Origin of the sequence: Hyphomicrobium sp. ghe19 (assembly GCF_902712875.1) — a bacterium.
GTDB lineage: Bacteria > Pseudomonadota > Alphaproteobacteria > Rhizobiales > Hyphomicrobiaceae > Hyphomicrobium_B.
Genome location: NZ_LR743509.1, coordinates 2,475,861 through 2,498,687 on the forward strand (window position 1 = coordinate 2,475,861; position 22,827 = coordinate 2,498,687).

Here is a 22,827-nt window from a genome sequence, read left to right on the forward strand (position 1 = left end):
ACGCCTCCTTACGACACGACTTCTAGGCCGAGCTGCAAGGCGTTGACGCCAGCATCGGTCCAAGCCGCCGCGGTGTCTGGAGCCTTTTCGAAGATGCCGTTCGAGTGCCACAGCCAGCCTATGCCGGGCGTGATCGTCGGTCCGTTCGCGACCGCGCTGCCAGACTTGAGATACCCTCGGTAGGTTCGGTTCCCTGCGTCGGACTTCGTCGCCCTGATGCGCGGCTGCACGGCCATGATGCCATTCGAGCCGCCGACAAGGTTGGAAAGGTCGAACTCCGACTTGGCTCCAGGCGTGTAGGACTCGACGTAGGACGTCGTGTCGGCTGCACCGAGCGGATCGTTGATCAAAGCATACCCGGACGACCCGATGCTCTTCGTAAAGTCTGCCTTCTCCGTGTCGGCGTTCGGACGGATCGTGTCGATCCGGATGCCGCCCAGATAATCGTTATTGGCATCTCCCGTGTCATCGAGCACGACGAGATCGTCAAACCAGCAGCTCGCCACGCCTGTCGCTGGGTTGTGCAAGCGCAAACCAATGGCGGGGCTGGCGTTGAACAAATTCAAGCCGGTGAGCGTGTAGATCACGGTACCACCCACCCTGATCTCCATCGTGCCGGTGTTGGCCGCCGTGCCGAGCTTGAACTTGATTTCAACATAAGCGAACGCGTTGGCAGCAATGACCGAAGGCGTCGCCGCCGCGTAGTTTGTGGTCTGATCCGTGACAGAGAATGTGCCGGTGCTCGTCAAAAACAGGCCGAACAGCCGCGTAGACGCTGACGTATAGACGCCGCACACCTGGAACGACGAGGTCGGAAGGCCACTCGGTTTGTAATAGAAGCCGACGACATAGGTCTTGTCGTAGTCGAACGGGCACTGCCTTTGCATCGGGTAGGTAATGCTAGTCGTGCCCCACTGCAATGCCCCACCGCCAAACGCACCGCCAGTTCGTGATATTGCTGCTCCACCCGCTGTTCCGGCGTTGCCGTTCGTAGAGGTCCAGCCAGGGGTGCCCATAAAATCGTTGAGGTCGTTATAGACATCGAAGCCGTCCATCAAAACAATGGCCATCAGTTCGGCACTCCTGCAAAGGTGATCGAGATGTCGGCGAGCGTGGCGTTGGGCGTCGCTGCACCGATGACTTCGAGAACATCGCCGCCATCGAAATTCTCAGTCGAGGTTCCGGACGTCAGGAACGTGAAGACGCCTGCCGTACTGATGCTGATCGTTCCGATCGCCGTGCCGTTGCGCTTCACGGTGAGCACAGTCGTCGCGGTCGGATTGACGCCGACTGAGCCCTTGCTGTTGGCGAAATCATCCGACAGCTTGAACCCATTGCGCGAGGCCACGTAACGCAAGATCGTCTGGTTGTTGACGACCTGCTGACCCGGAAAGAAGATGCCGATGTCGTACTTGCCGGCACCAGCCGAGCCTGGCTTCCACTTGTGCGCGGACGCGTCATAGACGAGCGCCTGGCCCGTAGATGGCGACATCGTCAAATCGACATCGCTCATGTCAGAAAGCGCGCCAGCAGCCGCGATAGCGACTTGCAGCGTGCCACCAACGTCTGTGACGCCGACACCCGTACCGGAGAAGTTGACCTTCGTGACGGGCGGTCCCGAGACGTCGATGCCATCCGCCTGCCAGACGAGCGGGATCGGTGAGATCGTGACCGCACCGGTCGCATTCGTGACGTTCATGCCGGTGAAGTTCAGCGAGGTCATCGCCGCGGTGACGTTGACGCCGTCCTTCTTGACTGGATAGCTCGGCACGGTCGGCAGAGAGACGTACTTGAACTTGTAGACGCCGCTCTGCTTGTAGACCTGCGGCACCTGACCGATGTTCGTATCGACGAGGCCCTGGTCGACATCGGCAAGGTTCTGCAGCTTCAGATCGCTGCCCGCGAGCAGCTGCCCGACTGTCTTCCAAGTCATGAAGGACTCGGTGACATCGACGACCATGAACTCGCCTGCGTGTCCGGCCATCGAGCCCGGACCATCGGTCATGTTTGCGAACGTGTAATTGTACGTCAGGTGCGACGGACCCCAGACCGCGCCGTTGTAGACGAGCGCGTCGTTCGGCTGAGCCGCTCCTACGACGACGTCGGTCAGGGCTGCGAGCGTCGACGGCACAGGCGCGACCGGGCTCACCCACTTCGCCTTGCTGGTCGCCGTATCCCAGGCCAGGATTTTGTTGTTCGCGACACCGGCCATCGTGACGTCCGTCAAGTCCTGCAGCCGGTCCGTGTTCGACGGGATCACCAGCGTCCGGTTCTTCCACTTGGACGTCGCGCTGTCATAGGCCAGGACCTGCAAATCAGCGACGGTCGCGAGGGCTACGTCCGTCATGCCGGCAAGCGTCGTGGTCGCGGTCAGCGGCTTGTTCTTCCACTTACTGGTGGCGCTGTCGTACTGCAGGATGTCGTTGTTCGCGACCGCCGTGATCGTGACGTCGACGATATCGTTGAGGACGTTGACCGCGCTCGTCGCGTCAGCCAGCCAGGCCGTGCCGTTGAACGTGTAGAAATTGTTCGCGGCCGAGACGTAGAGCTTCATCTTCGTGACTGGCTTAACGAACTGCCAGCCGTTGAAGTAGAACGCGATCTTGCCTTCTTTGCCGATGAACACCCCGGTCGTACCGGTACCCGCGACGAGATACGTGTCACCAACAGCCGGAGTCGTTGGCGGCGTGGTCCGGACCTCCTTGACGACCCGAGCGGCCATCACGTCGAACAGGATGATCGCCTCGTTGTACAACACCTCCTTCTGGGCGTCGTTCGTCGCCATCAGAGGAAGGCCGAGATTTGGCGTCGCTGTCATACTGTCACCCGTTTACCGAAGCCTCGGCCCACAACCGCACCCAGCTGATAGATGACGAACGAGCAGCTCTCCTGGGCTGCGCCGAAGTCCGCGATCTGGTCAGCCTCGGTGTACGTCCATTCGCGCTGTGAAATTAATTGCACAGTGCGGACGACCGTATCACCGTTCATCACGTCGATCTCATACTTTTCGTAAGGCTGGTCCAGCGTGACATCCACACCGTCAACCCAGAAGCCGTTCTGCCGGACCCGGAAAATCCAGTTCAGGTAGAAATCGGCTCCGGTCTTGTACGAGGCCCTGATGCTCGGCGAGAACGGCCGGAAGCTGTTGCCGGTGTTCGTGAACGTGAAGCTGTCCACGTCCTCCGTGCTGTCACCGAACGAGAGCGCCTTATACGTCCCCGGCTGATTGAGCTGCGAGATGTCGTGTTCGATGCGCTTCGTGGCGTTCTGCGTGAGGCGGAGGCAGCGTTCGCCGGCCAGGTGCTTGTCGATCGCCCAGTCCGTGCCACGAAGGCCGCGGAGCAGCGTATCGAGGACGAACATGCCGTTACCCTTGTCGGTGACGTTGGCGTACTGGATCAGCTCATCTCCGACCATGATCAGGTTGAACGGGTTCTTGATCAGGTCTTCCTTGGCGACGGACGACAAGCCCTGCGAGTTGATGACGTAGAAGCTGATCGTGTTGACGTAATCCCAGACGCCCGGAATGGCCGGCCCCAGCTGGTTCATAGCGAAACCATGCGGTACGCCGTCTTCCGAGTTCGTCACCGTGTACCAGTTCGAACCGTTGACCTGGGCGTCTGCAGTCAAGCCGTAAGCCGTGACGGTGCCGCCCGAGGACACGTCGATCATGAGCGTGCCGCCCTGCCAGGACCCGCGCGAGCCGGCCATGACGGCGTAATAGCCGGGCTTGTCATCTTCGGTGTCAGTCAGCAGCGGGCAGTCGAGCATGTAGGCATACGTGCGTGCGCCGTAGCTGATCTCGTTCGAACCGTTCTCCTCGGTGTCCGACTCGACCTTCGCCGACACCATCGTGTGGAAATGATGATCGGCGAACTCGAACTCCAGAATGCCGTTCGCGCCGATCCTGACGGCGGTGACGAGCATTCCGTAATACAGGTTCGGATTGTGCTCCTCCTGCACGAGGACGGGATCGCCGGGCTCCAGGATCACATATTTGCGCGGCAGCACGATCTTGTACGTGCGGCGGGCCATCAGCCGGTTGACGAGCGTATCCTCAACGCGGGACTTCGCTTCGTCACGGGTCAGCGCGATGGCGATGTCGTAATCTTCGACCTCGTTCGACTTCGTGATCTGCCGACGCGCCTTGACGGTGTTCGACGAATACGCCCGCACCGGCTCCTGATATTTCAGGTTGAGCTGCTTCGGCAGTTCGAGGTCTTGCGTCCGCGAGACGTCTTCCGATGACGGCTGGTCATCGCCCGCAATGAACGCACCGAAGTCCTCCCGGCGGATCAGAGCCCGCGGCCGGCGCTCGATCCAGTCGAAGCGGAGCACGTAGCTCGTCTCCTGGCCGTCGAACGGGTAAATCTTCTGCAGGTCTTCGAGCACCGAGCGGGCCGACGACGTGTTCGTGACGGCAAAGCCCAGCACCGGAACAACCGGCAGACCGCAGGTGGCGTTGAACTCGTCGTTATCGAGGCCGCTGCCGGTGCAGAGGTCGGACACGATCTCATGCAGGTACGTGGTGCCGTCCTTCTTGACGACCTCCACCTGGAACTGCGGGATCGAGTTGCCGAAGTCTTCGAGCTGCAGGTTCTGAAGCACGAAATAGCAAATGCCTCGGAAACCCGAGACTTGGCCGATGCCCTTGTAGCCTTCGATCACCGAGTTCGGCTGCTGGTCTTCATGACCGAGATAAATGTCGAGGTTGTCGAACCTGATCTTCAGGCTCTTGTAGGTGCTGTCCTTGTCGAGCGGCGACAACATCTGGTCGACCATCTGACTGACGCGCGCCTCGTTCGGTTGATTGGGCGGGTCGATCGGATGTTCCTTGATGAACTTCTTCGCCTCCTTGGCGGTCGACAGGTCGTACTCATGCTGTTCGTAATTGTTGAATGCAAAGAAGAACGCCCCGACCGACGCTTCTTCGAGAAGTACATCGTTGTCGAGGAGCCGGGTGCCTTCTGCGTAATAGGCGTCGATGAAAGCCTGCTTCTCGCTGGCCAACAGATCGGGCGCGATCCAGAGCAGCTTCTGGTTCGCCCAGATGCGGCTGATCTTGTGCACAGGCCCGCGGCAGACGCCGTGTGCGATATCAACCGAGTACGTGTACGTGATCTGCTTCGGGCCGCCGCCCATCATGCCTTTGCCGCCGGCCTTCTGGACGTGCTTCGTCTCGATCAGCGGTGACACCCACAGGATTTGGGTCGTCAGCTTCATCGTGCCCCAATGCCAGATCACCGGGTTTCCGGGCGAGACGGCAGGGACGTTCAGGTCCGACAACCGAGGACCGTACTGGTCCTTCGGCTTCGGCGCGAACAGCATCTGAAGAACCATGCCACCGACTGAGAGCAGCAGTGGCAGAATTGGTAGTGCCACGCGTCAGCCCTCCATCGTGTCTGGCAGGCAGTAAACTGCCATCAGCCGGTTTTCCCAGAACGAACTCACGCCGTGCTCGACCACCTTCTCGTGCTTCGACCAGGCGTGGATCAGTGTCAGGCGAGCGCCGTCTTCGCCGACGATGGCGAAATGCTGAGCCTCACCGCGCGTGAAGCCCCACATGATTGCGATGTCGCCTGCAATTAATTGCATTCTCTCTTGCCGAACGAGCCACTTCTCGCAGCCCGTCAACAGCAGGTTGCCGCTCGGATGCGACGAGTAATTCGACGGGATTTCAGCCTCATACCCGAGGTCCTTGGCGACTGCCCAAGTGAAGCCTATGCAGTCAATGCCGGTGCGGTCCCGGCCCTGGTGCCGATACGGCGTCCCGAGCCAATCCCTCGCCACCGCGATGATTTCAGAGCGCTTCGGCATCAGCTGCCTCCACTGTCTTGCTTCTTCGGCGTGCCCTGCTGACTGAAGTTCGGCGTTGCGAGCGCCTTGTCTTCGGTCGGCATGTCCGGGAAGCCGCGATGATTGTGGTTGTTATTGAACGTCGAGCGACAGGCGGTCCGCGTCTTCGGGCAGCCCTGCACGATCTCGAACGTGTCGCCTTCCGTGATGACAAACGGCATCGCCTCGAACAGTTCGATGTTCGGGGACGGCAGCTTGCGGAAGGCATGAGCTTCAACCTTGAGGCCGGCGTTCTCACCTGTCAGCCACGTCACGATGCCGTACTGAAAATAATCGTCCGGATAGACGCTCAGACTTTCAGCCGAGAAGTTGGCCCGGCCGAAGACGCCGGTCACCGTGCTCTTGATGCGCCGGGCGCGGATCGCCTGCCACGTAATGCCGTTGGCGTCCGTGATCGTGGCTCCGACCGTCGTCGGCCAAGCCGGTTCAGCGCCGCTCGACACGGCGTACTTCATATTGAAAGCCGGCGTCTTCACGACACGGGACTTACCCTTGCCGGGTTTATAATTGTCGATCGGATCGCTACCGCCGCCTCCGAAACTCATCGCACACCGTTCGCTTTCTTGATCGCCAGAAGCTTATTGTAGACGTTGGCCGGCACCTGCCCGCTCGTCACACTCGAACTCACCGTGTTCGGAGCGTTCGTCGCGACGTACCAAAAACCATTGTCGACGGTCGGACGGACGATGTCGCCGATGCCGGCCTCGTGGTCGATTTTGGCCACATAGACATTCCCAGCTGCCCACTTCGGAACATCGAGCTTCACCTTGCACTTGGCGTCACCCAGATCGGCCGCGCATTCGAGCGTGTAGAAATCACCGAACGGCTGCTGCAGCGTCTGCAGAACCGAGCGTAGCTCCGTCTCGAAGGTCTGTCCCTTGACCGAGATCGTGCCGAACTTACCGCCGCGGATCGGAACGACGCCCCATTCCGGCTTGTCGGGTCTGATCCAGAAGAACTTGACCTTGGCGTTGTCCCACTTGCCGCCAAGCAGGTCGCCCTTCTTGATCTGGTCGTTGACGAGGGCGACCGTGTTGACGTTGTCGACCGAGAAGTTGTTCTTCGACTGCACGGCCGATGCCGAGAACGGGTTCGTCGGCGAATACGTGACGCCTTGGAACGTGAACTCCGTATCGGAGGTCGTGAAGCCGAGGACGAGTCCATCCGAGCGCTCGACGCGCCAGCCAACGACGATGTTGGACGACTTCGTGCGCAGCTCATCGAAAATCTGTGGCGAGATACGTTTCATTCGCTGTGCGGCCTCACTTCGACGAGCTTCACATCGGCTGCGCCGCCGATGCCGTAAAAGTCGAGCGACACCGGCAGACGGTCGGTATCGAAGCGGACCGGGACGTAGAACTCGAAGCCGGCCGTCAGCACCGTCCCAGCCTTCGGAGCCGGATGCACCATGACGTTGACGCCCGAGATCGTCGTCTCAATAGCGCCGAAATCTGCGGGAGCCGTGAACGTGATCTCGTTACGGTCGGCATTGATCGAGCCGATGACGAGCGCCTTGGCTTCGGTCGAGTTATTGAGCGGGTTCACCCAGCCCCACGTCACGATCTTGTCGCCGACCAGGAAGCCGGCAAACTTGGACGGGGTCGGCGAGACGATCTTCCAGGTCACGCCGCTGACGTGCTGCATCTCCGCGTTGGCGATGTTCGTGACGATCAGGCGCGAGAAGAACGTCACCTTGCCGGTCGCGTAATCGACCGTCCAGTTCAGCACACGTTCGCCGTTCACACCGATATGCACCGTGTTCTGGATCGGCTTATAGATCGGCCGGTAATTGGCGTATGAGCCGCCGGGCGTGGCGTACTTCTTCTGGAGCTGGAACACCTTCGTGATACCGTCGCCCGTGCCGAGCGGCTGATCGGTCCAGTGAATGTCGGGCACCGAGCGCGACTCCTCGCGTGTCGCCTGCGTCGACTTATGATCGGCGTGGTCGAGGTACAGGAACGAATAGAGCCGGCCCTTCACGGCGCGGAAGAACGCGATCAGGCCCTGGAGCTGCTCCATCGTGCGGACGCCGTAAGCGACGTCGTACTCCATCAGCGGCTGAGACCAGCGGCTGTTACGCTGATCGTCACCACTGTCGACCATCGTGACGTCGGTCGTGAAGCGCGTGGCTCCGATCGAGCTGTAGCTGATATCGAACGGGAACACTTCGTTGATGAGCATATCAATCCACCGGAAGTCCGGCGTCCTCGTGAACATGACCCTAGCTTCGACCATCGTGATGTTGTGCAGGTAGCCGTGCGGGCGCGGCCCAGACGGATCACCACCGTTACGCGTCGTCCGGCCGATGGCCTGCGCGCGAGCGGTCGTCACACGCTTTTCCGGAGTGCCCTGCGCCGCGATCAGCTGAGCGTGCGTATCGGTGATCTGGCTGTTTGGCGGCGGAGCCTTGGTCAAGTTCCGTGCGTCAACGCCTGTCAGGCGAAGTGACATCAGAGCACCTCGAAGCCGATGTTCGTTGCTTCAGCCTTGGCCTTCGTCCAGCCGGTGCCGTCCGGGCATTGCTCGAGGAACAGGTTCTTCGTCGTGTACTGAACCGAGAGCGGCTGCGCGACGCCGTGCACATCATTCACCCCATACCGGGCGTGTGCCGAAATCAACGCCGTACCAGGCGCATCCTTGCGTCCGCGGATGTGCACCGACATCGCCAGCACGTCGATGATGTTGTCCGGCAGCGCCGCAAGGCCGAACATTTCCTTGGTGTCGGCCTCATTGCCGTACACGTAGCTCGTGTCTTCGTCGGTCGGTATCGAGTTCAGCGCCGTAAAGTGGCCGATCGCGCCGCCGAACTGGCTGAGCTGGTTCGGGCCTTGGTCGGAAGTGACCGGCAGCGAGGTCACGATGACGTCGCCTAGGAAATCAGTGAAGCCCGAACCGATCGTGTCGAGAATGTACAGGTCGTCGATCTTCTTGATCGGGTTCGACTGCGAGCCGACGTTGAACTCACCGGCCGGGGTCGCCCACCTGAGCATGTTGACCTGGTTCGGCGTCGTCATCGGGCTCGTCGGACCGTCGAACTGAATGCAGGTCTGGCCTTCGACCTTGACGACAATAGAGCCTGCCGTCTTATCCGGCCGGTACTTCAACTCCACGAACTGCCAGACGTTCGGATACAGAATGTTCGGCCCAGAAGCCGCGAGCAGCGTCGCGCCATCATCAATAGACAGCGAGATGCCGCCTTCTGCGTTGACGTAAACCCGCATCTGAGACGTGACGGTACCGAGCCGGTTGTCGAAATCGAACTCGATGATGCGCGCGAGATTGGTCGACGTGTACTTGAACGCAAACCCGACGACGATCTCGCTCTTCGGCAGAAAGGCGATCTTCAGATCAGCCGGCGTGCCTAAGCTGTCGTACGTGAACCACAACGACCGGCCGTAACCCGTGCGCGTGTCGGTGTCGAAGCCGACGCCCTTGCAGAAGACATAGCCCGAGCTAAGCAGCAGCGTGTTGATCGGGTCGCTATTGTAGACGCCGGCCGGCGTACGAGTCGGCCCGTAAGAGTCGAAACCATCCATCCAGAGCAGCGACATTTCCCATCGTCCTTTGCAATTAATTTCACAAGCTAGCCGTTTCTACGCGCCGCCCGGTTCATCTTCAAGAAGGCATCGCTGGTCAGCTGGCCTTCCGAGCGACGGAAGCTGCCGGCGTCGTTGGCGTTGACCGTGATGTTCTGACTGATGTTCGAGACGCGATTACCGCGGCTGCCACCGTTCGACACGACCTTGCTGAGCGTCGCGACCTGGTTCGACAGGGCTGCGATCTGGGCAGACGGCTGAGCCGAGCCGCGCGACATTGCCCGTTCCCCGAGGCCGAGGCCTGAGGACTTCCCACCACCGACGACACCGCCGCTCGCGAACTTCGGCAGGTTACCAACCGGCTTGTCGTTGTTGATCGCGTGCAGCAGCGGCAGGTTCTTCTGCGCCGAGGCCGCGTTGACGACGAACTCACCGTTCGACACCTGCGCGAGGATCGAGTCCGACGTGCCGGTGCCCGGTCCTTTGATCTGGCCGCCTTCAGCAAAGCCGAAGAGACCGCCGAGACCTCCGAACAGACCACCAAAGCCTCCGCCTCCTCCCATGCCGCCCATACCGGACATGAGCTGCTGGACGAGACCCATGATCGACGAGCCGAAGGAGCCGATGCCGCCCTGCACCTGGCTGAGCGGACCCATCAAGCCACCGAGCGAACCGCCGAGCCCATCGAAGCCACCACCTGCACCACCAGCCGACGTGCCAGCCATTTGCGCGCTGGAGCCCGCCGTCTGAATTTGCGTGCCTGCCTGCTGGAACTGTGATCCGGCCGACTGTGCCTGCGTTCCGGACTGCTGAGCGCTCATCCCGAGCTGCATGTACGAAGGCGAGGCCGACATCGCTGCCGTGCCCGACGTCATCGTGGTCTGGTTCAAGCTCTGCATACCGGTCTGAGCCTGCTGCGTTGCCTGCCCAACGGTCGTGGTCGTCTGGTCGAACGTCTTCATCGGCTGAACCGCGGTCTGAGCCGTGGTGCCGGTCTGCTGCAGCGTCGTGTTGAGCTGCTTCATCTGCTCGGTGGCCTGCGAGGTGTCGACCCCGCCTGCTCCGCCGCCCAGGCCGTTCTTCTGACGATAGAGGTCGTACGAGTTCGACCACTGCTGATCGTCCATCGGGAACTTGCGTCCGCTCTCCCACTGCGACTGCGCCTTGCCGAAGGCAATCGCCTGATCCTTGTTGGCGAGCATCTCCTTGACGTTCGTGTCCGGCCCGAAGCCGCGGTTCTCCAGGAAGTTCTGGTACGGCTTCGTGCTGTTGCCGCCAGAATAGACGTGCATACTGTCGCCAATGGTCGGACCGTACTTGCCGGATTTGTTCTGCCACCAATCGAACTGAGCGGCAGCGCCCGCCTCCGGTGTCGGGAACGAGGCGATCTTGTTGCCCTGACCGGTGCCATCCTTCAGCAGCGTGCCGCCGTTGGCCGCGCCATACTTCTTCTCCCAGTCCGCATAGTTCAGCGCACCAGGATTGTTGTGACGGATCGGAGCCGGCCCGCTGGTCGGCAGATTGAACTGGCCCTTCGTCAGCGCATCGAGGCTCGTCTTGTCGAGCTGGACCGGAGCGGCTTCGAGCGCCTGCTTGCCCTGGGCGATCTGCTGGCCGAGCGGGTTGCCATTGAGGTCCTGCGTCGGACGACGGAACTGCAGCTTGTCGGCATCGCGCCATTCGTAATTGACGGCGTTCTTCGAGTTGCCGGCAATCATCTGGAACTGCTGCTGGCCGTTCGCACCCATGCGGGTTTCGCCGGTCGCGAAGCCGACGTGATTGCCCGGCGTGCCCGGCTTCAGGAAGCCCTTGCCGACGTCAGCAACGGCGATGTCGCCCTTCTGAACGTCTTCCGGCTTAATCTTCTGCCCGAAGTCGAGGAAGCTCGATGCGGTGAGCTGGCCATTGCCCTTGACGCCGACCTGCTCCAGCGACGAGTTCACGAACCCAGCGCACCAGGCGGTCTGAGCCGACTTGATGTCGACGCCACCGGCCTTCAGGAAGTCGTCGATGTTGGACGTGCCTTCGAACTGACCGAGGTGCGTCTTGGCGAGATCGACGGCGCTGGCCGACTGCTGCATACCAGCCAAAGCCGGACCGGCCGGGCTTAGCATTTGCGACGGCGGCATAGCCTTCAGCGTTTCGCCCGTGATGTCCTTCAGAGCCGTGCCCGTTGTCACCGACTGCGTCGCGGCTGCAGCTGCGGCTGAGAATGCGGGCGAGGAAGCGAAGTTCGGCAACGCGGTCGAGGCGACCTTCGAGGCAGCATCCGTCAACACCGCCTGAGACGGGACAGCGGTTGCGAGTGAAGCGGGAGCTGTGGACTGAGACGAGGACGTCGGTCCGATCGGCGTCAGGCTCGAAGCCGGCGCGAGCGGCGAGAACTGCGGCACCGAATTGGACGAGTTAATCTGGCCGCTGGTCGGCGCGAAGCCGCCGGTCCCGGCACCCTGCACCTGGCCGTTGATGATCGCCGTCGTTGCGTTGACGGTCGCTTGCGGCGAGTTGATGCCGGACTTCGACAGCTGCTCGATCTGACTGAGCGCACTGTTCGCCTGGTTCGTGGCAGCGGCCCCGGCCGGGTTGCCCGCGCCGAGGATCGACTGCGCCATCATCTGGCGAATGCCGGTCGAGAGCATCTGCTTGCCGAGGTTGGCAAACAGCTGACGGAAGCCACCACGCTGCCCAGAGAGCGCGCCGGTCACGGCGTCGGCAAGGCCGTCCGCGAAGTTCTCCTGGATTTTGTTCAGGTTGTCTTCGAGCGTGCCCTGTGCCTTCGCCCAGCCCTGCAGACCCGAGTTGTTCGCACGGTCGGCATCGACCTTCGCCTTGGCGTAGCGCTCGATCTGCTCGTTGAGCTGCTTCGTGATGATGACGCCTTGCGACTGCAGCGTGTTGCGCTCCTGCAGTGCGATCTGTTCGATCTTCTGTTGGTCGCCGTACAGCGACGAGATGCGAAGCTCGTCACGAAGGTCCTGGATATGCTTCGTCGTCGGGTCGTTCTGCGAACGCTGATAGTTCAGACGCTGCACGCTTGCCCGGTACATCTGCTCGGTGAGCTGGCCCTGCTGACGCAAGACTTCGAGCGTCTTCAGCTCCGACTGGTAGCGCTGCTCGGCCTGACCGCGGGGATCGAGGCTATTCAAAAGACGTACGGCTTCGGCCTGCTGGTTATACGTTGCCAGCATGTCGACGAGCTTCTGCTTGTCCGCATCGAGGAGCCGGCCGTGCTCGCGTTCGAAATCGTTAATCTGCTTGATGATGTCGGCGCGCGACTTCTCCTGTGCCGTGACAGCACCGAGCGAGCGCGTCTGATCCTGGATCGTGCGTGCCTGGTCAATCAGCGCCGAACGCTGCTGCGACTGCTGCAGCAAGCGCATCCGGGTGCCGATCTCCTGGGTCACCTTGGCTTCGTCTTCGCCGGTCTTATTGACGGCGTCACGGATCGCGATGCGGATCGCCAGCTCGTTCTTGGCCTCGGCTCCGATCGCCTGCGCTTCAGCGATCTGATCAGCCAGACCTTGCGCCTGCTCGAAGATCGGGTTCGCAGCGATCTGCTTCTGGTACTCGTAAATCTTCTGAGCCCGCTTGACGTCTTCGTCCGTGACGGTCAGCCCGGTGCTGGCTTCAACGAACGACTTTCCGCCTGCCGCCTGCAGCTGCTTCTGAGCTGCGTCGAGCGCGTTCTGCTGCAGGTTCAGGTTGAAGCGGCCTTCGATCTGCGGAGACAGCGACTTCAGAGCGTTCATCTGATCGGCATTGAGCGTGTACTTCAGCCCACCGCCGCCCAGCTTCTCCTCGATCTTCTTCTTGGTTTCATCCAGGCTCTTTTCGTCGGCCTTCACACCGACTGCCGGCTTGTCAGCCTCACTCGTGAACCAGCCTTTGACCGTGTCCTTGATGTACGCCCAGAGGTCGGACAGCGCCTTGCCGACGTACTCGATCGAGTTCGACAGCCAGTCGGGCAGCAGGGTCTTCAGCTTCTCCCAGTTCTCATAAATCAGCACGGCAGCGGCTACGGCTGCAGCAGCGAGCGCGCCCCACGGATTGACAAACGCCATCAGCACGGTGCGGAGCACACCGAGCGCGGTCGAGACACCAGCAAGGAGACCTGGCAGCAGCCCGAGCGACGAGGTGAAGATCGTCTTCAGAACATTCCAGCCGGTGAACGCGCGGAGAACACCCAGCGCAGCCGGCCCGAGCAACCGGATGGCGGTCGCTGCCGCAGCAACGCCCGGACCGATGACAAGGAGCGGTGCGAGGATCGCCGGACCCCAGCCGGCCGTCACCTGGTCGAACGCGCGGAACGCGGCGTCGATGGCATCGAATGCAGCCGTGATCGGCGTTACGATCAGATTGTAGGCCGGAGCCAACGCCTTACCGATGTCACGGACAACACCCTCGAACGCACGGCTAAGGCCTGCCGTCTTCGAGGCCGTTTGCTTCGAGAAATCGCCGAACATGCGGTCGAGGATGCCGCCACCCTCCGCCCCTTGCTGGCCTTCCTTGATCTTCTCTCGGATGGTGTCGATGTTCGCACCGAGAGTCGTGAAGACGCGCGTGTACTCACCACCCTGCAACGTCAGGGATTGCAGCAACGGCGTAGCCGAGCCTTCCGTGTTCAGCTTGTTGATGGCGTCCAGAAGCACGAGGAATGCTTCTTCGGGCTTCGAAGCCAGCAGTTCCTGGAACTTCTCCTGGGTGACGCCGGTAGCGCGCGTGATCTGCTGCATACCGAGCGATCCGGAAAGCGCGGCGTCCTTCAACTGCGTGAACGCCTTACCGATGACGGTACCGGTGAGCTGCAGCGGAAGGTTGGACTGAGCGGCAGCAGCGCCGATGCCCAACAGGGCAGACGAGGCGATCTTGAACTGAGCCGTGTTCGTGCCGATCGACGATGCGAACTGCACCAGTTCTTCAGCTGACGCCTTCGTATTCGGCTGCACCGCTGCAAGCGCGTTCGAGAAGTCGGTAACGGATTTGACGCCCTTGTGCTCCAGCTCGCCGGTCGCGAACAGCATACGGCCGATAGCCGTGACGCCGTCGTCGGTAACGTGCAGCACCTGCTGGAGCTGAGCGGCGCTCGTGATGAACGTATCGATGTCCTTGCCGCGCATACCAAGGCGGCCAGCCGTTTCAGCGAAGTGTTCGAGCTGCTCGACGGGGACGTTGTTGATCGTCTTGCTGAGGGCGTTGAAGCGGTTTTCGAAGCCGCCCATTTGGTTGAACGCCTGACCGGTCGTCTGAGAGACGCCGTACATGCCCCTCTCGTATTCGGAGAAGGCGGCGAGGCTCGACTTGGCGAGCTTGTTCGAGGCCCAGACACCTGCGATGGCGACGGATGCTTCCTTGGCTTTGGCGACAAGGGCGTCGAACGACTGACCGAGAGACTTGTTCTTATTCTCGGTGTCGCCCGCGCCCTTACCTGCCTTGTCCAGGCCGGCAATCCAGTTCTTCAGCACGCCCGACGCCTGGTCGTTCATGCTCAGAAGGAACTTCAGCTCTGCTGCTGACGGACCGGCCATTGCTACGCTCTACCTCCGCTTCGTCGCTCCAGGTCCGACTGCTCGGCTCTGTCGTCGACGTTCCTGTTCCGCCAGCTCCTGATCACACTCAGCGTTTGCTTCATCGAGTATCCGGAACGACTGGATCAGCACGTTCGACTGATCGACCACGGCACCGGCATTCGGCAGATGGCCTTTCAAGTACATCCCGTAGAGCATCAGCAGACGGCTCCAGCTCTGAGGCTCCTCCCGCAAAGTCTGCCGCGGGCACGAGTAGAGCTGCTCACCGTCGAACTCGTTGACGAGATGACTTGGTCTGATCCAATTCTCAGGCCCGTCATCCTCGCCAGGATCGGGAGTGCGCCAGCGTTTGGCCGTGCACCCCCACTCCTTCTGTCTCGTGCAGGTTCCGCACTGTCTCTCAGGCATCAGCTTGATGGCGCTGATGCCGAGTTTCAGTTTTTTTCCTGCTCTGCTCCGACCTCGGAGCGTTCCTTGATCTGGGTCGCCAGTTCCGCGACGAGGCGGTTGCCGAGAAGACGGATCGTCTCGTCGGAGGCTGCGTCGTACTCGCGGCCATTGACGGATGCCTTGACGATCTTGACCTTGATGTCGTTGCCGGCGTCGTCCTTGAAGTTCTTGAAGTAGGCGAGGCCGAAGCGGACGGTGTCGACGTTGGTCTGGTTGACCTTCGTGTGAATGCCGACTTCCTCCGAGCCTTGGCGGCCCGTGAGCGTCGAGGCGTTGTCGTAGATGTAGCCCATCAGGAACACATCGAGCGGCTTCAGACCGAACACGGTCGCGCCGTCCTTGATCTCGACGACTTCCTTGGTGCCCTTCTTGGGATCGTCCTTGTCGACGTCGACGGTCACACGGACTTTGCTCGGATCGGTGTCCGAGACGTACTCAAACGTATCGCTCAGCGTGAGCGCCTTGATTGCCATGTCTGCCTCCGGGGCTGTTGGCGGTTGTCGATACGCCAAACTATCAAAAGCGGAGTCAGCAGTGTGCAATTAATTGCAATGTGGGCTCAGGGACCAACCGGCACATTCCGGAACACGGACTTGTCGGCGATGGCGAAGACGACCTTGGCCGGCGCGTTCGATTTGGCGAGCTGGTGAGCGGAGGCGAACGTCAGCTTCACAGCGATGATCTCGCCGGGGCTGCCGTCGCGGTCGTACTTCTGGACGATGTAGACTTTCGTCTGATAGCCGCTCATGGCGGCATTCGGCGCTGACCTTAACCAGAGGTCAAGCCGGGCGGTCCGTTACCGGCCCTCAGTTACAGTCGAGCGTGTGCGCTTCGGTCTTGCTCGGCACGCAGTTGTCTTGTGGCACCGAGTTCTCATCATCGAGGGCACCTGCGTGCGTGGCGTAGGTCGCCGCCGTCAGGTCCGAAATGAACGCTTCCATCCGGCCCGTGCCGAGGACGGCCTTCAGCTCGACCGCGATCGTTCCGCACTGCTTCGGCGTCTCATCGATCAGCGCCTTGACGTCGGTGATCGTTTCATACGGCTTGTTCGTCGCCGTCATCCAGCACTGGGCGAGCTTGCGTTGTAGCGGCAGGGCGGCCTGCTGCTGGTCCAATGGCATTGGATCAAACTGATCGGCGACAGCCGGGGTTGCAATGGCAAGCGCCAAGGAGACAAGAGCGATACGCATCACTGATCTCCTCCGGGCACGAGCTTGTAGGCGTCGACGATCTCTTTCCGGCAGGCGTCGTACGCTGGATTGAAGCTATAACCTCCGCACTTCGCCTCGACGGCCTGGTACATCTTGTTGTGGAACTGGTCGGCCCGGCCCCACAGCATCATCTTCGTGTCACCGGCTTGGACGAGCAGCTTGATGTACTGGTTCCCGGCCTCTTCGATCACCTTGAACTTCAGGCCCTTCGGAACAACCAGGCAGAGCTGCTGAGTCAGCATCTCTTTCTCGCCGGCTGCCCAGAGTCCGTAGCCTGTCTGAATGTCGCTCGCGAACTGGCAAACAACAGCGCTATTGCGCGAATAGACGACGTAATTCGAATACGTCAGGTCTTCGGCAAGTGCCTGAGTGGCAACGCCAATTGTCAGTATGGCAATAGCGGCTTTCATCTACTGTCCTGGATCGTTTGTGCCTCGGTCGGAGGCCGGTTGATAACGACGGCTACCACTGTGCCAACGATAATGCCCACAGTGATGTAAACAAGCCATTTCATCTTTCTTTCCTCGCTGTGAAATTAATTGCGTATGAAATGGACGTACGGCTGAGACAGCGGGGATCAAGGAAGTTGCGGGGATAAACTTGAAAAAGAGTAAAAAAGAAAGAGGCCCGGTTTCCCGAGCCTCTCCATAGTTGCAATTAATTTCACGGCTTACATGAAGAACAAGCAGAACTCGTCGTTACCGTTGTAGCGGCTGAAACGAAGTTCAGCATCGAACGTCAAGATGCCGTCGCGGTCCTGGTAGGTCAGACCGGTGTACTGCGTCGACGGTGCGAAGACCCAGACGATGTTGCCGGCGTTCTTGCCGACTCGCATCTGGAACGGCATCCGCTTCGCAGAACCGAGCTTAGCCCAGAAGTCCTGGTTGGCGACGGTGTCAGCTTCAGGATCGATCCCTCCCTTCGGGTTACGTGCAGTGATACGGGTACCGATGTAGCCTTCCGGCGAAGACACGTCCGGACGGACGTTGATGTCGTTGGCCTGGTCGTACGTGAACTTCGCCACGACGGCGTAGAAGTTGTCGATACGGAGGCGAGCGACTTCCACCTGGGCAGGCAGTGTCTTCTCAAAGGTCGGGTACGTGAACGGTGCGTCGACCGGGTCCACCCACTTGCCGGTGAACGTCCACTCCACCGAGGCGTACTGGCCGGCCTCAGCAGTGATCTGGAACGTTCCGAACGAGCCCGGCATCGAGTGCAGAATGCCGTCCTTGTTCATGGCGAGCGTGACAGACTCGAAGTTTTCCGACACCGGATCGAGGCGGAGGCCCTTCGGGAGTGCCCACAACATCCAGCGCTGGTCGGTCGTCAGGACACCCGTGAAGGTCGGGGTCATCGTCAGACCGTCAGCGATCACGAACGGCGTGCCCGAGGTGAGCGTTGCCGGCGGAACGATGACTTCAGCCTGGGTCGGAGACTCCGTGGCGATGACACGAGCCTGAGCGACGCCAGAAACGCCACCGGTCGTGATTTCGATCGCGTAGCCGACAACGTCAGCAGCGGTCGAAATGTTGATACCGCCCGTGAGCGTTGCGCCTGCCCACGTTGCGTCATCCGTGGTCGCCGTCGTGACGATCGCGTTGGCAGCTGCACCCTTGGCGAGAGCAGTGACCGTGACCGTCTTACCCGGAGCTGCGAACACAGCCGAGACGTCGGTGTTGACCAGCGTCCCTGCAGCATAGTGCGTGCCGGGGATGCCGGTGCCGTTGATGGCGTGCGTCAGGTTCTGGTAGCTGGCGTCAGCGTCGGCCCCGATCAGGACCTCGTTGGCTGCCGGCGTCAGAGCCGTCTTGAACTTGTAGACCTGCGCACCGATCGTGACGGTTTCGCCGTCAGTCGGAACGTCGGTGTACGTCAGGACGCGCGATGCTTTCGCACCCGAGCTGACTTCCCACGAGACGGTGTTGGCGTGCTGGCCGATCTGGTATGCGCCCAGAACTTCCGGCGAAGCAACTTCCGTGAGCGCGTAACCGCAAGCGCGGAACAGACGCGAGATGATCGGCGCATCGGCCTCGGTGAAGGTCGTCTTGCCGTTCGAGCGAAGTTCGGTCTTGAACGTCATCGAGGCGAGACGCCGGCCGAGGACAACTGCCTCAGGCGAGAGGTCGGGCAACTCGATGTCACGCTCAAGAACGGTCGGATCGATCTTGAACTCCGGTTCGGAGACCAAGATGCCATCGTCGATCGTCAGGGTTTCAGCGACGCCGTAGACCGACTCCACCTTAGCCTGCACGACCGCGCGGCGTGTAAGTTTAACTGCCATTAGAGTGAACTCCTATCGCGGGGTTGCGGGGCTTAGGCGGGCGTCTTCAGCTTGGCGAGGATGGCGTTGATCTTCGCCTTGTTTGCGTTTGCCAACGCGATCGCCGTGGCTTCGTCGGTCGCGTCCGGCGTGGTGATTGCGGTGATCGAGTCGAAGTCGCCGTGGTCAGGCTTGGCGTTCAGCAAGTCGGCAAGGTTCTTGCCCTTCTCACCGAAGATGTTGCTGAGACCGGTGAAGTGATTTCTTTTGAGCTTAGCCATAGTCGGAGCACCTTTCTGAGTGCGACGGTCAACGCAGACGAATGCGCTTGCCGTCTCCGGTTGAGCGATAGACACCGCCGCTGCCGACTTCGTGCGTGTTCGGTGCTGGGACGGCCTCGACCTGAGGCGCGGCTTCAACCGGTGGAGCGGTGACGGCTTCTACGACCGGGACAACAGTCTCCTCGACCGGCTCTTCGACCGGTTTCGGAATGAAGCCCTTCTTGACAAGCTTGGCCACGCGCAACTCCTCGAACTGCTCTAATCCTTGCGGCTAGACGTGCAATTAATTGCACCATGTGCGCGAGGCGAGCAATCGAGGTGGCGCGAATGCGACCCACTAGAAATTCGGGTGCGGGTCGCGCGGATCGCGGCGTGCGTGCCGGTACTGCACTTCGATGAACAGAACACCGACGATCGACCGATCCGAATAATTGACCAGGTCGACTTCCGAATTGACGAGCCTCGTGTCGACCGCCAGGTCGTCCCAGGTCGTATTGGCAAGCACCAGGCGCTTTAGCACCGTGAGCACCTGCTCTGCCATCGCCTGCGGATCGTCATCATCCTTGTTCTTCGTCGCCCGGAATTCGAGCCCGACCATCTGGTCGCTGACGATGTACGGATACAGGTCGCTATACTTCTCCGTCCCCGGCACGATGCCGAGCGAGTATCTCTTTCGCAGGTTCTCATCCGAGAGCGGACCGAGCTTCACGACCGAGAACTGCATCGGCCAGTCATCATCGGACGGCACGTAACCCGGCGCTGACGTGTCCGTCTGGACGATGCCGATGAACTTCTCTTCAATCTTCTCCAGGATTTGCTGGCGAACGCTCTTCACTAAGGTCATTTGCTTGCTCCCGCCAACATGGCTCTGACAATCTGATCGGCGGCGCGATCAACGAAATACGGCAGTCCGGCCGAGATCGTCTCCTGCATCCCGAGGCGCGGCTTGATCTTGACCATCGTGCGAAGGACGTAGAGCGGAATGATCTGCGTCCCGGTCTTCTGGAAAATGACGAGGTTGCCGGCCTTGGTGCGGGCGACGAACGTGTTCTGCCACTCCCGTGCCGACTTCTTCTTGGGCGTCCCGTTCGGGTTCAGGGCTGCGGGCAGCGGTACGGTCAGAAACTTGGCGGTCTTCGGCCGGATCGTTGCGCCGTATTCATGCACCGGCCCTGGAAAGGCTGCGCCGATGTAGCCCTTGATCTCATCGTAATGCGTGCCGGTCACCGTGACGGAACTCAGGATCGAGGCGACGAGCTTGCCGGAGCGGCGAGACAGCGTCTTCTCACCCGTACCACCGGGCCACGCATTGCCGTGCCGTTTGGCGAGGGCTTCGGCGACACTGTTGAGGAACGACTGAAGCTCCTTCGAGAGCACCTTGGCAGCGCCGTCCCAGTCCGCGTTCAGCTCCTTGGCGAGCGCCGCTAAGCCCTTCGAGGCGTCATTGAAGCGCTTGTTGCGAAAGTCGAGCGCAAACCTGATCTCCGTCCCCATAGCACCTCACAGTGGCAGGAGAGCGGACGGAGCGTAACGGATGTGCGAGTTGACGAGCGACGCGTACTGCTGGTCGAGGACGTTCGTATCGAGATGAATGCCCGCCTCCGTGAGAGCAGGCAGTTTGGCAATCAGGAGCTGCGTTTTCAGTTTGGCAGCCTGTTGCAGCCAGGACGGCACATCAGCAAGCTTGTAGCTGTCCTCACCATCCGTGGCGCTGGCAGGCTCGAAGCCGGCCGTGAACTCGATCGTGACGATGTCGTCACCATACCGAGTCTGCCAGTCGCGGGCGATGCCCTTCTCCTTGTCGAACTGAAAGGCATCAGAGATGATACCGAGCTTGCTCGACGTGACGACGGGCGTGCCGGCCACGAAGCCGGTCGACAGCAGGAATTCGGTGCGAACCAAGCCACCTTGCTGGAAGCTTGGTTCATTGACGTAGAACGTATCTGTCACCGTCTTCCGTTCGAAGGTTGTTCTGAGCGTCGACCCGACCAACGTCTCGGCAGCATCGAGAGCCATCGTAATGGCGTTCGTGATGTCGGACATGGCGTCGAAGCCGAGTTCTTCACGGAGCTTCTGAACGGAATACAGCAACATGGACGTATCCTTTAGATTGCGCCTTCAGTCGTCGGGTCATGGCCGTCTGCACCGGTAGCGCCAGCAGCACCTGAAGCAGGCGGAGTCTCAGTCTTGGCAGCAGGAGGCACCTCCGTCTTCTTCTGGGCTGCGATCTTGACCTTCTTGATCTTGGGCTTGTCGGCAGCGGGCGGCTTCGTCTCCTTGACCGTGACACGTCCCTTGCCGCCGAGGCCGAGAGCAACGTCTACTTGGTGCTGGGTGATTTCTTGGCCGAGCGCTTCGGATATCGCCGCAGCAGATGGGCGACCGTCTCCGGTGAAATGTCCGTCAACATCGGGATCGAGCGCATCAGCTGCCTCACGAATTTTCGTGGCATTTGATTTCGCCTGTAGCGCAGCGATCTTTTTCTCGGACGAGTGTCCATCGAGACCCTCCACAAAGAACCTGTCGTCATCGGCGAATTCGAGGGCGACTTCCTCACTCACAGGGGTCTCGACGTTCTTCAGGTAAATGACACCCCCGATATTCAGGCTGCGCGGGTACAGCAGCTTTGCAGTCGGCATAACGCTCTCCTAGCTCACAAAAGAAGACGCCCCAGAGTACAGGACCCTGGGGCGCTTTGCAATTAATTGCACACTACGATCAGACCGTAGCGATGTTCGTGTACTCGACGATCGCTTCCGTCTCTTCGATCTGGAAGTCGACGCGGCAGGTCAGGACGATGATGTAGACGCGGGACGTGATGTCCTTGTCGAACTCCATCGACATCTGACGCTGGATGCCGAAGATCAGGTTCAAGGGATCGGTGAAGAGGCCCTTGTCTTCCGGCATCAGTGCAACCGGGGCGATCGGCGAACCGTAGGCGAACGTCGGAGACGTGCCCTGGGTCATCTGATCACCGAGCGCGGTGCCGCGGTCAGCGAGCGTGTCGCGGTACTCAGTCTCGTTGTTGACCGAGACGAAGTGGTTCAACGCCGCCTTGTTGCGCTGATACTGCGACGGGAGCGACTTCAGGCCGGCCTTGAAGACTGCCTTCGAGATCGGCGAGTGAGCAGCGTCCACGACGTTGCCGTCAGCGTTAGCGCGCTTCAGCCAGCCGTCGAGCTGGGCGAGGTACGCCTGGTTGTCAGGGCTGCTGACGTCCGTGAACGCCTTGTCAGCCTGAAGAGCAAGCTCTTCGAGGTCGAGAGCCGCACGCTCAGCGATGAGGTCGATGATCGTCTGACGGAGGCCAGACGGACCAGTATTCGAAGCCTCGTTGTTCGCTGCAGCAGCGCGCTCGATGTTGTCCTCCATCACGTCATACGGGATGCGGACTTCAGCGATCTGCTCCTTGACGTCGAGTTCGATCTGCTCGGTCGTGGGCTTCGAACGCTGGTTCTGGGTCAGCGCCGTTGCCGAGGTCGCCTTACGCAGAATGCGCGAGCCGAAACCGATCTTGTTGATCTTGCGCTTCGGCGCGGTCATTTCGACCACGCGGCAGACGCGGATCAGCGTCGGCGACTTGATGAGCTTACGGATGAACGCCGCGCCCTGTTCGGGCAGGAGTTCACCACCGTTGGATTGCAGGTCCGCAATGGCGAGGTCCGCTTTGCGGAGGAGACTGGAGTTGCTAGACATGAAAGTTCCCTT

At 60.8% G+C, this 22,827-nt stretch carries 22 protein-coding genes; all 22 read right to left on the reverse strand.

Going from position 1 to position 22,827, the window contains the following annotated elements:
• Positions 1 to 8: 8 nt before the first annotated feature.
• Complete coding sequence (locus tag AACL53_RS12060) at positions 9 to 1,070, reverse strand: hypothetical protein (protein ID WP_339084752.1); 1,062 nt, start codon at positions 1,068 to 1,070, stop codon at positions 9 to 11.
• The gene (locus AACL53_RS12065) at positions 1,070 to 2,818 is read right to left on the reverse strand and encodes a DUF2793 domain-containing protein (RefSeq protein WP_339084753.1); all 1,749 of its coding nucleotides are present in this window, start codon (positions 2,816 to 2,818) and stop codon (positions 1,070 to 1,072) included. The genes AACL53_RS12060 and AACL53_RS12065 overlap by 1 nt, the downstream gene beginning before the upstream one ends.
• Positions 2,815 to 5,382 (reverse strand): phage tail protein, encoded by a 2,568-nt coding sequence (locus tag AACL53_RS12070; protein ID WP_339084754.1) that lies wholly within the window; start codon positions 5,380 to 5,382, stop codon positions 2,815 to 2,817. The genes AACL53_RS12065 and AACL53_RS12070 overlap by 4 nt, the downstream gene beginning before the upstream one ends.
• A gap of 3 nt (positions 5,383 to 5,385) precedes the next feature.
• Positions 5,386 to 5,817, reverse strand: a complete 432-nt coding sequence (locus AACL53_RS12075; protein WP_339084755.1) for a C40 family peptidase — start codon at positions 5,815 to 5,817, stop codon at positions 5,386 to 5,388.
• Positions 5,817 to 6,401, reverse strand: a complete 585-nt coding sequence (locus AACL53_RS12080; protein WP_339084756.1) for a phage BR0599 family protein — start codon at positions 6,399 to 6,401, stop codon at positions 5,817 to 5,819. Before AACL53_RS12080 ends, AACL53_RS12075 begins: the two co-directional genes overlap by 1 nt.
• Positions 6,398 to 7,105, reverse strand: a complete 708-nt coding sequence (locus tag AACL53_RS12085) for a DUF2163 domain-containing protein (RefSeq protein ID WP_339084757.1) — start codon at positions 7,103 to 7,105, stop codon at positions 6,398 to 6,400. Before AACL53_RS12085 ends, AACL53_RS12080 begins: the two co-directional genes overlap by 4 nt.
• Entirely contained in the window at positions 7,102 to 8,307 is a 1,206-nt protein-coding gene (locus AACL53_RS12090; RefSeq protein ID WP_339084758.1) for a DUF2460 domain-containing protein, read from the reverse strand. Before AACL53_RS12090 ends, AACL53_RS12085 begins: the two co-directional genes overlap by 4 nt.
• Positions 8,307 to 9,407: a hypothetical protein gene (locus tag AACL53_RS12095; RefSeq protein WP_339084759.1), complete on the reverse strand. Its 1,101-nt coding sequence runs from the start codon at positions 9,405 to 9,407 to the stop codon at positions 8,307 to 8,309. The genes AACL53_RS12090 and AACL53_RS12095 overlap by 1 nt, the downstream gene beginning before the upstream one ends.
• A 32-nt stretch (positions 9,408 to 9,439) precedes the next feature.
• On the reverse strand, positions 9,440 to 14,917 hold the full coding sequence (locus AACL53_RS12100; RefSeq protein ID WP_339084760.1) for a hypothetical protein: 5,478 nt from the start codon (positions 14,915 to 14,917) through the stop codon (positions 9,440 to 9,442).
• A gap of 9 nt (positions 14,918 to 14,926) precedes the next feature.
• The gene (locus AACL53_RS12105) at positions 14,927 to 15,325 is read right to left on the reverse strand and encodes a hypothetical protein (RefSeq protein ID WP_339084761.1); all 399 of its coding nucleotides are present in this window, start codon (positions 15,323 to 15,325) and stop codon (positions 14,927 to 14,929) included.
• Between the two features lie 26 nt (positions 15,326 to 15,351).
• On the reverse strand, positions 15,352 to 15,840 hold the full coding sequence (locus AACL53_RS12110; RefSeq protein ID WP_339084762.1) for a hypothetical protein: 489 nt from the start codon (positions 15,838 to 15,840) through the stop codon (positions 15,352 to 15,354).
• Positions 15,841 to 15,926: 86 nt separating this feature from the next.
• Positions 15,927 to 16,115 carry a hypothetical protein gene (locus AACL53_RS12115; RefSeq protein ID WP_339084763.1) on the reverse strand — a complete coding sequence of 63 codons (189 nt, stop codon included), beginning with the start codon at positions 16,113 to 16,115 and terminating at the stop codon, positions 15,927 to 15,929.
• Between the two features lie 58 nt (positions 16,116 to 16,173).
• Entirely contained in the window at positions 16,174 to 16,557 is a 384-nt protein-coding gene (locus AACL53_RS12120) for a hypothetical protein (protein ID WP_339084764.1), read from the reverse strand.
• Positions 16,557 to 16,988, reverse strand: a complete 432-nt coding sequence (locus AACL53_RS12125; protein WP_339084765.1) for a hypothetical protein — start codon at positions 16,986 to 16,988, stop codon at positions 16,557 to 16,559. The genes AACL53_RS12120 and AACL53_RS12125 overlap by 1 nt, the downstream gene beginning before the upstream one ends.
• 260 nt (positions 16,989 to 17,248) lie before the next feature.
• Positions 17,249 to 18,859 (reverse strand): phage tail tube protein, encoded by a 1,611-nt coding sequence (locus tag AACL53_RS12130; RefSeq protein WP_339084766.1) that lies wholly within the window; start codon positions 18,857 to 18,859, stop codon positions 17,249 to 17,251.
• Positions 18,860 to 18,891: 32 nt separating this feature from the next.
• Positions 18,892 to 19,119 carry a hypothetical protein gene (locus tag AACL53_RS12135; RefSeq protein WP_339084767.1) on the reverse strand — a complete coding sequence of 76 codons (228 nt, stop codon included), beginning with the start codon at positions 19,117 to 19,119 and terminating at the stop codon, positions 18,892 to 18,894.
• Positions 19,120 to 19,147: 28 nt separating this feature from the next.
• On the reverse strand, positions 19,148 to 19,357 hold the full coding sequence (locus AACL53_RS12140; RefSeq protein WP_339084768.1) for a hypothetical protein: 210 nt from the start codon (positions 19,355 to 19,357) through the stop codon (positions 19,148 to 19,150).
• A gap of 99 nt (positions 19,358 to 19,456) precedes the next feature.
• Positions 19,457 to 19,963 (reverse strand): hypothetical protein, encoded by a 507-nt coding sequence (locus tag AACL53_RS12145; protein WP_339084769.1) that lies wholly within the window; start codon positions 19,961 to 19,963, stop codon positions 19,457 to 19,459.
• Positions 19,960 to 20,613 carry a hypothetical protein gene (locus tag AACL53_RS12150; RefSeq protein ID WP_339084770.1) on the reverse strand — a complete coding sequence of 218 codons (654 nt, stop codon included), beginning with the start codon at positions 20,611 to 20,613 and terminating at the stop codon, positions 19,960 to 19,962. Before AACL53_RS12150 ends, AACL53_RS12145 begins: the two co-directional genes overlap by 4 nt.
• Before the next feature lie 6 nt (positions 20,614 to 20,619).
• Entirely contained in the window at positions 20,620 to 21,213 is a 594-nt protein-coding gene (locus AACL53_RS12155) for a hypothetical protein (RefSeq protein ID WP_339084771.1), read from the reverse strand.
• A gap of 11 nt (positions 21,214 to 21,224) precedes the next feature.
• On the reverse strand, positions 21,225 to 21,758 hold the full coding sequence (locus tag AACL53_RS12160) for a hypothetical protein (protein ID WP_339084772.1): 534 nt from the start codon (positions 21,756 to 21,758) through the stop codon (positions 21,225 to 21,227).
• A 79-nt stretch (positions 21,759 to 21,837) separates the two neighbouring features.
• Positions 21,838 to 22,815 carry a phage major capsid protein gene (locus AACL53_RS12165; protein ID WP_339084773.1) on the reverse strand — a complete coding sequence of 326 codons (978 nt, stop codon included), beginning with the start codon at positions 22,813 to 22,815 and terminating at the stop codon, positions 21,838 to 21,840.
• Positions 22,816 to 22,827 lie beyond the last annotated feature (12 nt).

What these genes read in the sequence shown, in the direction of transcription:
- AACL53_RS12135 (WP_339084767.1), bottom strand. Translation starts at nt 19,119, where the DNA reads ATGGCTAAGCTCAAAAGAAATCACTTCACCGGTCTCAGCAACATCTTC.
- AACL53_RS12115 (WP_339084763.1), bottom strand. Translation starts at nt 16,115, where the DNA reads ATGAGCGGCTATCAGACGAAAGTCTACATCGTCCAGAAGTACGACCGC.
- AACL53_RS12095 (WP_339084759.1), bottom strand. Translation starts at nt 9,407, where the DNA reads ATGTCGCTGCTCTGGATGGATGGTTTCGACTCTTACGGGCCGACTCGT.
- AACL53_RS12075 (WP_339084755.1), bottom strand. Translation starts at nt 5,817, where the DNA reads ATGCCGAAGCGCTCTGAAATCATCGCGGTGGCGAGGGATTGGCTCGGG.
- AACL53_RS12100 (WP_339084760.1), bottom strand. Translation starts at nt 14,917, where the DNA reads ATGGCCGGTCCGTCAGCAGCAGAGCTGAAGTTCCTTCTGAGCATGAAC.
- AACL53_RS12060 (WP_339084752.1), bottom strand. Translation starts at nt 1,070, where the DNA reads ATGGCCATTGTTTTGATGGACGGCTTCGATGTCTATAACGACCTCAAC.
- AACL53_RS12145 (WP_339084769.1), bottom strand. Translation starts at nt 19,963, where the DNA reads ATGACCTTAGTGAAGAGCGTTCGCCAGCAAATCCTGGAGAAGATTGAA.
- AACL53_RS12165 (WP_339084773.1), bottom strand. Translation starts at nt 22,815, where the DNA reads ATGTCTAGCAACTCCAGTCTCCTCCGCAAAGCGGACCTCGCCATTGCG.
- AACL53_RS12155 (WP_339084771.1), bottom strand. Translation starts at nt 21,213, where the DNA reads ATGTTGCTGTATTCCGTTCAGAAGCTCCGTGAAGAACTCGGCTTCGAC.
- AACL53_RS12130 (WP_339084766.1), bottom strand. Translation starts at nt 18,859, where the DNA reads ATGGCAGTTAAACTTACACGCCGCGCGGTCGTGCAGGCTAAGGTGGAG.
- AACL53_RS12160 (WP_339084772.1), bottom strand. Translation starts at nt 21,758, where the DNA reads ATGCCGACTGCAAAGCTGCTGTACCCGCGCAGCCTGAATATCGGGGGT.
- AACL53_RS12085 (WP_339084757.1), bottom strand. Translation starts at nt 7,105, where the DNA reads ATGAAACGTATCTCGCCACAGATTTTCGATGAGCTGCGCACGAAGTCG.
- AACL53_RS12105 (WP_339084761.1), bottom strand. Translation starts at nt 15,325, where the DNA reads ATGCCTGAGAGACAGTGCGGAACCTGCACGAGACAGAAGGAGTGGGGG.
- AACL53_RS12065 (WP_339084753.1), bottom strand. Translation starts at nt 2,818, where the DNA reads ATGACAGCGACGCCAAATCTCGGCCTTCCTCTGATGGCGACGAACGAC.
- AACL53_RS12125 (WP_339084765.1), bottom strand. Translation starts at nt 16,988, where the DNA reads ATGAAAGCCGCTATTGCCATACTGACAATTGGCGTTGCCACTCAGGCA.
- AACL53_RS12080 (WP_339084756.1), bottom strand. Translation starts at nt 6,401, where the DNA reads ATGAGTTTCGGAGGCGGCGGTAGCGATCCGATCGACAATTATAAACCC.
- AACL53_RS12110 (WP_339084762.1), bottom strand. Translation starts at nt 15,840, where the DNA reads ATGGCAATCAAGGCGCTCACGCTGAGCGATACGTTTGAGTACGTCTCG.
- AACL53_RS12090 (WP_339084758.1), bottom strand. Translation starts at nt 8,307, where the DNA reads ATGTCACTTCGCCTGACAGGCGTTGACGCACGGAACTTGACCAAGGCT.
- AACL53_RS12120 (WP_339084764.1), bottom strand. Translation starts at nt 16,557, where the DNA reads ATGCGTATCGCTCTTGTCTCCTTGGCGCTTGCCATTGCAACCCCGGCT.
- AACL53_RS12150 (WP_339084770.1), bottom strand. Translation starts at nt 20,613, where the DNA reads ATGGGGACGGAGATCAGGTTTGCGCTCGACTTTCGCAACAAGCGCTTC.